The sequence below is a fragment of the Mucilaginibacter sp. genome (genome assembly GCF_028288225.1).
Classification (GTDB): Bacteria; Bacteroidota; Bacteroidia; order Sphingobacteriales; family Sphingobacteriaceae; genus Mucilaginibacter.
Window position 1 is genome coordinate 1 of record NZ_JAQBOC010000052.1, and the last position, 12,193, is coordinate 12,193.

Sequence of the window (12,193 nt, forward strand, 5' to 3'; positions counted from 1 at the left end):
ATCCCGGTAAGATACTCCACCTTTTAAATACTCTGAAACGATGGCTGACTTGTTTATATTATGATTCATCTTTCCACTGTTTATTTGTCAACCTATTTTAGGGAAAGTCAAGCGGAACACCCGGAACGCTATGAAACATACTGATTATCAGCTACTTTGCCTTGCATCAAGAATTAAATAGATGTAAGCAACATCGGCTTGTCTGGTTTATGCTACCGACCTTGCCCCCCGCTGGGATTTTTCTTAATTTTATAACATCGCCTAAAGGGGCGATAATATACCAGCGCAGGCGCTACCCCGTGTGCAATCAATATTTCTTACTGACCAATCCTTTTCAACCCAGCTTTGGCATCATTATCAATATCGGTTTGATAATCATGGCTTTTCATATCAATTGCCTGGTTATAATAAATTGCGGCCTTTTTATAGTCCTTTATTTCCTCGTAAATATTTCCGATCAATAAAGCGGCATTGGCAGCATAGTAATAGCTTGTTTCTTTACCAAGTGCAATTGCTTTCTGGTAATTTAAAACAGCCTCATAGTTTTTATTTATCTTGTCGTCAATTCTTCCCACCCGGTAATAATATTCAATTTTATCACGGGGTAGTTTTATGTTGTTTACATCTTTATTTGAAAGCTGCGCCGTCGCTTTATTATAATAGCCCCCATCAAAATAAAACCGGGCCTTAAGCAGATCGAGATCCGGTTTGGGTTCATTGGCCTCCCGCAAAGCAATTTTGTCCTTACCGTCAATAGCATAGCCCCTGCTTCGTACAAGCTTTAAATAATAATCATATTTTTCTGAATCATTTTGAAGCAAATAGTGGTAAGCTATCTTTAAATAAGCATCCTTAATATAGCTTGTTCCTTTATATTCATTTACGTAACGGTTTAAAAATACAGGTGTATCTTTGTCCATATGACTAAGCTTTGCAACGCCAAGCATATAATTTATGGAAGGTAAATTTATATATTGATTTGATTTTGGCGCCGCTTCTAAAAACCTTATAGTTTCATCGTTATGAGCGGTTTTTGACGATACATAGCCCTCAAGGTATACTTTAAGCATGCTATTATTGTCCATTCCGGAAATATATGCCATTAGCTTATTATAACTATCCTTACTATGCAGAACATTAATATCGGTAACACACAAAAACCAAATTACTTCATCGTCATAAAAGCTGTAATTTGATTTTGGCAATTGTGTTTTAAGATCCTCCAGTTGTTTTATTCCGGCCAAAACATTGCCGTTCATTCCCAAAAAGTGGGTTACCCCTTTAAAGCTTGCGGGTATAGAGCCAAAAATTATATTTACCAGGGCAAGGCTCTTTTGGTTTGGTAAAAAATCGGGGTATTTTTTATTGTTATCCTTTAGCAGTCCGTTTGCTTTTTTCGCATCAAATCCTGATGATACATAATCGCCGAATTTGGCCTTTAAAAACGACCACTGTAAATAGATCTCAGCCTGCGAAAAAAGATAATAGGGCGAATTTTTATCATTATCTTCCAATACAGACACCCGATTCGACTTATTCTCCTTCAACCTGTTATAATCGTTTTTATTTTCGGACGCCAGCAGGCTGAAATAGTCTATATAGTTTTCCAGCAAAACTACTATCCCGTTTTGAGGATTTAATTGTTTTTCCTTTTGAATGAGTTGCCTCGCCTCATTCATCCTCAAACTTAATATAGCTTTATAAGCATCAATACATGTAGCGTCATATACAAAATTGGCCTTTGCCGTTAAGCCGGAGAATAAAAAGAACAGGAAAACAAACAGGTATTTTTTGATCATTGAGGGCAAAGATATTGAAAACATTTATCAGGCGGCTAAAGCTAATAATAACGGCATTTGTATCAATATGTTTGGCAGTAACGTAAACATCAATGTTTCATACATTATGCAGCTATAACCAAAACATTTAACCGAACGTATAAGAAGAGAAATTATTTTAAGTATATTTAGTTACCCTGTTTTTATAAATTTCACCTATTGTAACAATGATTAAATAAAGATTGAGCTATTAAAGTTTAATGCACAACATTTCAAAAAAAAAGGAAATTGCAAACGCCAATATTCAACTTTAATTTATACCAACAGAAATATTGCTATTGATTTTATTAAAAAAAATTAGCTTGTAGGTACCCTAACCGAAGCACATAAAGAAGAAATGAACAATTTGTTGATCCATCAACTGTTTGAACTACAGAAAAACAAAACGCCTGATGCAGCAGCCGTTATTTTTGGCAATCAAAGTTTAACCTATAATCAATTAGGACAAAAGGCAGATAATTTAGCTGCCGCCATACTGGCAAATTCACCTAACTCATTAAATGCAGGTGTAAGTACCTATCGTTCCGTTGAAACTATAATTAGTGTATTGGCGATCTTAAAATCGGGCAAAGCCTATTTACCGCTCGATCCTGATTATCCACAGGACCGTTTGCAACAAATAGTAAGCGATTCAGGCATTGACCTGTGTTTAACCACGGCATCTCAAAAATATTTGTTCCAGCCTTTAGATATCAATGTGTTAATTTCAGATAAAAATTACGAAGCAAGCAGCCAGGTTATCCCCGAAAGCAAATCAGCCTGTTATGTCTTATACACTTCCGGCTCAACTGGCACCCCAAAGGGTGTTTCCATGGGGCATGCTGCTTTAGCAAATTTGCTATCGTGGCAACAAAAAAATTCTATATCAACTACCGGGATAAATACTTTACAGTTTGCTCCTTTAAGTTTTGATGTGTCATTCCAGGAGATCTTTGCTACCTTAACAACTGGCGGTACTTTGATTTTGGTTGATGATGATTTAAGGGTTGACCCATACAGGTTGCTGCGATACATCGAGCAATATTCCGTTAACCGGATCTTTTTACCTTTTGTAGTACTTCAGTATTTAACAGAGGCTGCCGATGCCGAAAAATATTTTCCGGCTTGCTTAAAAGAGGTGATGACGGCTGGTGAGCAATTAAAGATCACCCCGCAGATCGTTCGTTTCTTTTTAGCCTTGCCCGATTGTGTTTTATACAACCAATACGGCCCTACTGAAACGCATGTGGTAACCCAGTTAAAGCTGGATGGCGATGCAACACAATGGCCTCCCCTGCCTTCAATAGGGATCCCGATTGATGAAACGGAGATCTTAATCCTTGATGAAGAATTAAAACAACTCCCTTATGGCGAAACAGGTGAACTTTGCGTGAGCGGACTAAGCCTTGCCGATGGTTATCTTAACCGCCCGGATATGACAGCTGAAAAGTTTGTCGACTGGAAGGAATCAGCCGATAAAACTACCCGTATTTACCGCACCGGTGACCTTGCCCGGTATATGCCCGACGGCAATATTGATTATTTGGGCCGCAGGGATACGCAGGTAAAGATCCGTGGTAACAGGGTTGAGCTTGGGGAGATTGAGGTCTTGATCAATCAGTTAGATGATATCCAGCAGGCAATTGTAGTTGCCCGCGAGGATGTTATTGGTCAAAAAAGGTTGGTCGCCTATATGGTATCAGCTAAAAATGAGCCAAATACCGATTACGTACGCAAAAGCATTGAGCAGGCGTTGCCTGATTTCATGCACCCTTCTGCCTATGTATGGCTAAACGAGCTGCCAAAAACCACCAGCGGTAAAGTGGATAGAAAGGCTTTACCAAAACCAGATCTGAAAAGACCTGAGTTAAGTGTTTTATACAAAGCTCCTTCCACTCCCATCGAAAAAAACATCACCGGCATTTGGATGGAGCTGTTACTGCTGGATAAAATTGGTGTTGATGATAACTTTTTCCAATTAGGCGGTAACTCATTGCTTGCGTTAAAAACAGTAGCCATGTTAAAGCACCAGTTTAATTACCAGGTGCCTATTACTAAATTATACCAATACCCTACCGTTAGCGGCATTTTAGATTTTATCAGCGGGGCAAATAAAGCATCAGCATTTACATATAAAAAGAACAAAGACAAAAAAACGAATAGCGATATAGCCGTTATAGGCATGGCAGGCCGTTTCCCGGGTGCTAATACCATTGATGAATTTTGGGCGATGCTTACAGAAGGCAGGGAAGGCACCAGCTTCTTTACCGATGCTGAGCTTGATTCATCTATCCCATTATCCGAAAAAAGTGATCCATCCTATGTTAAAGCAAGAGGGATAATTGACAAGGCAGATGAATTTGATGCCGGTTTCTTTGGTTTCAACCCGCGCTCTGCCGAATTAATGGATCCGCAGCAGCGGATTTTTTTAGAGATTGTATGGGAAGTATTAGAAAACACCAGGTACCTGCCTGAAAAATATGCAGGTTCAGTAGGTGTTTTTGCTGGTGTTGGTTATAATACTTATTATACCCATAATGTACTTAACCATAAAGATCTGGTTGATAAATACGGACAGTTTAATGTACGTACATTAAACGAAAAAGATTACATAGCCACCCGTACTGCCTACCAGTTAAACCTGAAAGGCCCGGCAGTTGCAGTACATTCGGCTTGCTCCACTTCCTCTTTGGCTATTGCCCAGGCAGTAAGCAGCATAAGGGATGGCCAGTGCGATATTGCGCTGGCGGGTGCCGCATCAATAACATCGCCAATAAAAAGCGGGCATTTGTACGAGGAAGGTTCAATTATGAGCAAAGATGGCCACTGCCGTCCGTTTGATGCTGAAGCAACCGGAACCGTATTTAGCGATGGCGCAGGCGTTGTGCTTTTAAAAAGCCTTGAAGATGCAGAACGCGATGGGGATACCATTTATGCAATTATAAAAGGCATCGGCATAAATAATGATGGAGCTGACAAAGGCAGCTTTGGCGGCCCAAGTGCGCAGGGACAGGCGGGCGCCATTGCAATGGCTATAAATGATGCTGATATTGATCCGGCAACCATCAGCTATATTGAAGCCCACGGCACAGCCACTCCTTTAGGCGACCCAATAGAAATTGAAGGCCTTAACCTGGCTTTTGGCACACAGGAGCAAAAGCAATTTTGCGCCATAGGTTCAGTAAAAAGCAATATAGGGCATACTACCGCTGCATCGGGCGTGGCTGGTTTAATAAAAACTGTGCTTGCCTTACACCATCAGCAAATACCCCCGTCATTATTTTATCAACATACCAATCCTAACATTAATCTTGCTGAAAGTCCTTTTTTTGTAAATGCTGAGCTAAAAAAATGGAAATCCACAGAAAAAAGAAGAGCGGGTGTTAGTTCTTTTGGGGTTGGCGGTACCAACGTACATATTATTTTAGAGGGGTTTGAAAATGTACCTATGCAAACAGGTAACCCTAAGCCTTTAAGTTTAATTACATGGTCGGCAAAAACCGAAACAAGCCTTGGCAACTATGCTAAAAAGCTTGCAGGTTTTGTTGAAAGCAACAAAAATACCAATGTTGCAGATATAGCCTTCACTCTGCAAAACACCCGTGCAGAATTTAACCAGCGCAGATTTATAATTGCCGGCGATACTGATGAACTATCAACCAAACTAAATGCATCTGCTGATGCTTCATCTTCAAAAAATCTTACTTCCAAAGCATCCGAAGTGGTGTTTATGTTTCCCGGCCAGGGTTCACAATATGTAAACATGGGGCGCGGGCTTTACGATAACGAACCTGTTTTTGCTGCTGCTGTAGATGAATGCATCGGGCTATTAAAAGATACGCCACAGGCACACATCTTTGATGTTATTTATCCCAAAGTAATTGATGAAGCTTCAACAGAGGCTATAAAAAATACATTTTATACCCAACCTGCCATATTTATTATGGAATACGCCATGGCTAAGCTATGGATGAGTTGGGGAATTCAGCCCGCCATCTTAACCGGCCACAGCATCGGTGAATTTGTTGCGGCGCATTTTGCGGGTGTATTCAGTTTAAAAGATGCACTGTTATTAATATCCACCAGAGCTAAAATGGTTAGCGAGGTTGCAAAAGGCAGTATGCTATCTGTAAGATTTGAAGCTGAAAAATTAGAACCGCTATTACCTGCAGGTTTATCAATTGCCGCAATTAACAGCAATAAGCTTTGCGTAGTAGCCGGGCCGGATGATCTGGCAGCGGCATTTTCTGATGAGCTTGCAAAACAGGAGATCCCAAGCCGCTTACTCCAAACCAGCCACGCATTTCATTCAGCTATGATGGATGATATTGTTGGACCGTTTGAAGCTGTTGTGCGCTCGATAAAACTATATCCGCCGGTAAAACCCATTGTATCAACTGTTACCGGAACCTGGATGAGTGAAGCTGAAGCAACAAATCCTCAATATTGGGCAAATCACCTGCGTAAAACTGTTCGGTTTGCAAATGCAATAAATACCTTACAGGAAGATGAAGGCCGTGTTTTACTGGAAGTTGGCCCCGGAACAGTGCTGGCAACGCTTGCACGCCAACAGGTTACCATCAAAACTACGCCAATTATGGCCGGATTTGAAAAAAATGAAACACTTACAGAGTACTATTCCGTATTAAGGGCGTTAGGTCAGTTATGGTTAAACGGAATAGCGCCTGATTGGAAGACCTTATACCATGATCAGCAACGATTAAAACTAAACCTGCCGACCTATGCATTTGATAATAAACATTATTGGCTTGATGCAGCATTGCCCGAAAGCACAACAACAATAGTAACAGAAACACAGCAAGCAATACCAATACAACAAGAACAAATAATTTCACAACAATCCTTGATGAGAAAAGAACTATTAACCGGTAAACTAAAGGAACTATTTGAAAATGCATCCGGAATCGAGATAGATGGCGCATCAACCGATATGAATTTTATCGAGATTGGCTTCGACTCCCTTTTGTTAACACAAATTGCAACTAACCTTAAAAAAGAGTTTAACGTTCCTATCACCTTCAGAAAGTTATTTGAAGAATATAATACCATTGACCTGCTCGCAGCGCATTTAGATGCAAACTTACCAGCAGAGGCTTTCCGGCCACAATCGGCTCCGGTAACTAACCATCAGTCTGTTTATAATACAGCTGCTGGTCCGGCACCTGTTGCTGCTAATCCTGCGCTTGATATGATTCAGCAGCAGATCCAGATGCTGGCAAGCCAGCTGGCCATGATGCAAAATGGAAATGCTCCGCAAGCGCCTGCTGCTCCTGTTGCAGCGCCTGCCCCGGCAAAACCAGGCATCCAATATGATTTAACAGCCGAAGAACAGGTAGAAGTTAAAAAACCGTTTGGCGCAACTGCACGAATTGAAAAACAAGTACAGGGCTTAAGCGAAAAACAACAAACATTTTTAAGCGACTTAACCAAAAGCTATAACAGCAAAACAAAAAGCAGCAAAACTTATACCCAGGAACATCGGGAACACATGGCTGATCCGCGTGTAGTTAGCGGTTTCAGGCCATTGACTAAAGAAGTTGTTTACCCTTTGGTGGTAAACCGCTCAAAAGGCAGTCGCGTTTGGGACATTGACGGTAACGAATACATTGATGCATTAAATGGCTTTGGCTCAAACTTTTTGGGCTACCAGGTTGATATATTGAAAAAAGCTGTTTTAGAACAGGTAGAGAACGGTTATGAAATTGGCCCTCAGCATGTTTTAGCAGGTGATGTTTGTAAACTGATAACCGAATTAACAAATTTCGACCGCGCTGCCTTGTGTAACACAGGCTCGGAAGCTGTATTAGGTGCAATGCGGATTGCCCGTACGGTAACAGGCCGGTCATTAATGGTTGCATTCAACGGATCTTATCATGGTATTAATGATGAGGTTATTGTTCGCGGAACCAAGAAATTAAAAACTATTCCGGCTGCGCCAGGCATTATGCCCGAGGTGGTTCAGAATATGCTGATCCTGGATTATGGCACTGATGAAACATTAAGAATAATTGAAGAAAGAGCACACGAACTTGCAGCTGTACTGGTAGAACCTGTGCAAAGCCGCAGACCAGAATATCAGCCAATCGAATTCCTTAAAAAAGTAAGAGAGATCACCGAAAGATCAGGCACTGCATTGATTTTTGACGAGGTGATAACCGGCTTCCGGATGCACCCGGGTGGTGCACAGGCCATGTTTGGCATTAAAGCCGATCTTGGTACTTACGGTAAAGTAATTGGTGGTGGCATGCCTATTGGTGCAATAGCAGGCATAAAAAAATACATGGATGCATTAGACGGCGGCTTTTGGCAATATGGCGATAACTCACAACCCGAAGCAGGGGTTACCTATTTTGCAGGCACCTTTGTAAGGCACCCATTAGCGCTTGCAGCTGGTAAAGCTTCATTACAATATATGAAAGACCAGGGCCCGGCGCTACAGGAAGGTTTAAATAAATTTACAGCATACTTAGCAGGAGAATTGAACGCTATCTGCGAAAAAACCGGGATCCCTTTATATTCACCATCATTTGGCTCGTTATGGAAAATAAAATTTAAAGAAGAGCTGCCTTACGGCGAATTGCTTTTCACACTGATGCGCAATAAAGGCATCCATATATGGGATCTGTTCCCTTGTTTCCTTACAGCATCACACACTAAGACAGATGTTGACGCTATAATTGCTGCCTTTAGGGAAAGTGTTGATGAACTGATTGAGTGTGGTTTTTTCCCGTCAAACAAGATTGAAGCAAAAGAAGAATTTAATCCATTTATGGAATCACCATTTCCGGGCGCCAGGCTTGGCCGCGATAAAGACGGCAACCCAGGCTGGTTTATAAGTGATGCCAATAATCCGGGTAAATATTTACAAGTAAAATAACCAGGTTGGAAAATATTATGATAGATGCAAACCCTGTTGAGTTTGATCCGTTTGCCGGGCCCGAAATTTTATTGATTGCGCCTGCCACAGAACCACAGGTAGAGATCTGGACTTCATGCCTTATTGGCGGTGCAGCAGCAAACTGTGCTTACAATGAATGCTTTTCCCTGCTATTAACGGGCATTTTCAATACAAACGCAATGATGCGTGCGCTCCAGGAAATGGTGAACATGCACGAGGCGCTCCGTACATCGTTTAGTGCTGATGGTGCCAACATTTGCGTTTATAAAGAGCTGGTACTTGATATTGATTACAAAGACCTGTCAGCATCAGCCGAAGAAAAAAGAGATGAATTTATCAATGAATACAATAAACAGCTTGTTTTAACACCTTTCGACCTGGTGAAAGGGCCACTTTTCAAAGCATCCCTGTTTAAGTTTTCTGAAAACGAACATCTTTTAACCTTTATTGCACATCACATTGTATGTGATGGATGGTCAATAGGCATTATGATGCAAGACCTGAGCAAACTTTATTCTGCTTTTGCAAAACAGGAATATATCAAAATGCCCAAAGCTCTTTTGTTTAGTGATTATGCATTAGACCAACTGGCACATTCAGAAAGTGATTCAAACAAAGAAACGGAGCGTTACTGGATTGATCAGTTTATAGGCAGCGGGCATTTGCTAAATATCCCAACTGATTTCCCGCGCCCTGCTTTACGTACTTACAAAAGTCATCGTGAAGATCTTATTTTAGATGGTGCCTTAGCAAATGATGTAAAAAAGCTGGCAAAAAGTACGGGCAGCAGCTTTGTAACCACATTGCTGGCCGCTTTCGAGGTGTTTTTAAAACAAGTAACCGGCCAGGAAGAAATTATTGTAGGCTTACCTTCAGCAGGTCAGCCGGCTACAGATAATTACAGACTTGTTGGTCATTGCGTTAACTTATTGGCATTACGCAGTTATCCAAAAAGTAATATATCTTTTAAAACATATTTAAAACAGCGCCGCAGCGAAGTGCTTGATGCTTATGAGCATCAGCTATATACGTTCGGCAGCTTGTTAAAAAAGTTGAACATTGCCCGCGATGCTTCAAGGCTTCCATTAGTTCCTGTCATGTTTAATATTGACATGGGGCTTGATGATGATGTTGAATTTCATCAATTACACCACAAACTCATCAGTAATCCGCGCGAATATGAGAATTTTGAGATCTTTCTGAATATTGCAGGTCATGAAGAAGCTCCGGTATTAGAGTGGTCATATAATACCCAATTATTTAAACCATCCACCATAAAAAAGATGATGGAGAGCTTTGAGTTTTTATTGCAAGAGCTGGTAAAAGATCCGGAGGTATTAATAGGCAACATCCTTTCGATGGACTCAGGTGAATTGAGCCATCAGTTAAATGAGTGGAACAATACGGCATGCGCCTATCCAAAAAACACACCGCTGCATCAGCTAATAAGCGAACGTGCGGCTGAAACACCCACTAAAACAGCAATAACTTTTGGCGAACAAAAAACAACTTATAAAGAGTTAAATGAGCGCGCAAATCAGCTCGCAGCAATCCTAATAAAAAATGGTGTTAAAAAAGGTGATAAAGTAGCCTTCTCACTTGACAGATCGGCAGAAATGGTGATCAGCATATTGGCGATAATGAAAACGGGAGCAATTTATATCCCGCTCGATCCAATATTCCCGATCAATCGTATTAACTATATGATAGAGGATTCGCAAGCCGTAGTTCTGCTAACCTCACAAACATACAAAGGCAAATACCAATCAAACGCCAAAGAATTAATATTGGAGGACGAATGGTTAACCATTAATGATTACCCATCCACCGATCCTGAAATAACTGTTACCGGCGAAGACCTTGTTTACATTCTTTATACTTCCGGTTCAACCGGGATGCCCAAAGGTGTGCAAATAGCACAGCATAACCTGGTTAATTTTCTTTACAGCATGCAAAAACAGCCGGGACTAACTGCCGCTGATAAGCTGCTGGCTGTAACCACTATCAGCTTTGACATTGCCGGGCTTGAATTGTTCCTGCCGCTGTTAACTGGCGCCGAAATAGTTTTGGTTGATGCAGCAACTGCAAAAGATGGCAGGGCACTGCTTGATATTATTAAAAACGAGCAGGCTACTGTAATGCAGGCTACCCCTTATACCTGGCGTATAATGCTGGAAGCCGGCTGGAACAAAACTGCATCGATAAAAGCAATTTGCGGCGGCGAAGCTTTACCCGCTGAACTCGCCGAAAGGATCTTAAACATCGCAAGCTCATTATGGAATGTTTACGGACCTACTGAAACCACTATATGGTCAACCGTAAAAGAAATAACCGATGCCAACAAAATATCTATTGGCAGGCCCATTGATAATACTTCTATCTATATTTTAGATAATTTTCTAAAGCCTTTAGGTCCTGGTATTGCAGGCGAAATTTACATTGGAGGGGAAGGTGTTGCAAAAGGTTATTTAAACCGCCCGGAGCTAACCGCCGAGAAGTTTGTAAACGATCCGTTTGCAAAAAATACAGGCTCCAAAATGTACAATACCGGTGACCTGGGCAGGTTTATGCCTGATGGCGAAATTGAATGCCTTGGACGTATTGATGCACAGGTAAAAATACGGGGTTATCGTATTGAAACCGGCGAAATTGAATACCAGTTAATAAACGGAACCAATATAAAAGAAGCAGTAGTAATTGCAAGGCCTGATAATTTTGGCATTGATAAGCTGGTAGCTTTTGTGGTTATTAATAACAACGATAGCGCATCAGAAAATGAAGCTGCACAGGTACAAAACTGGAAGGAAATTTTAAGAAATTCCGTTCCGGATTATATGGTGCCTGATAATTTTGTTGTACTTCCCGAAATGCCGTTAACACCAAACGGCAAAGTTGATAAAAAAGCCTTAGCCCGGCATGGTATTTCAACATTGGATACCGGGCATGGGTTTGTTTCGCCACGTACTGATGTTGAAAAGATGGTGGCGGATATTTGGGTTGAATACCTGGGCATTGAAAAGATCGGTGTTTATGACAATTTTTTTGAATTAGGCGGCCATTCACTAATTGCAGTACAGGTAATGACCCGTATTGAAAAAGAAACGGGAAAACGTTTACCATTAGCAGCCTTATTTGAAACATCAACCATTGAAAAACTGGCGCTGATGCTCCAGATGGATGGTAAATCTATAACCTGGGACTCCCTGGTTCCTATCAAGCCAAAGGGCAATAAAATGCCTTTGTACATGGTTCATGGTGCCGGGCTAAATGTATTGTTGTTTAACACATTAGCCATGAACATGTCACCAGATCAACCTGTATTTGGGCTACAGGCCAAAGGTTTGGATGGCATTGAAAAACCTTTGGAAAGCATTGAAGAAATTGCAGCGCATTACATAAATGCCATTATGCAGCAAAACGCAACCGGCCCTTATGCTTTGGCAGGCTACTCATTTGG

General features: G+C 41.1%; 3 protein-coding genes. 2 read left to right on the top strand and 1 reads right to left on the bottom strand.

The genetic code is table 11. The annotated features are described in order from the left end of the window. Nucleotides 1–317 precede the first annotated feature (317 nt). Nucleotides 318–1,799, bottom strand: coding sequence for a lipopolysaccharide assembly protein LapB (locus tag JWQ54_RS15950; protein ID WP_299586599.1), 1,482 nt, complete (start codon nt 1,797–1,799; stop codon nt 318–320). A gap of 376 nt (nt 1,800–2,175) precedes the next feature. Here JWQ54_RS15950 and JWQ54_RS15955 point away from each other — a divergent pair, with 376 nt between their 5' ends. Continuing rightward, nucleotides 2,176–8,715, top strand: coding sequence for a polyketide synthase (locus tag JWQ54_RS15955; protein WP_299586601.1), 6,540 nt, complete (start codon nt 2,176–2,178; stop codon nt 8,713–8,715). A gap of 17 nt (nt 8,716–8,732) precedes the next feature. Further along, a partial coding sequence (locus JWQ54_RS15960; protein WP_299586603.1) for an amino acid adenylation domain-containing protein occupies nt 8,733–12,193 on the top strand: 3,461 nt, incomplete at its 3' end.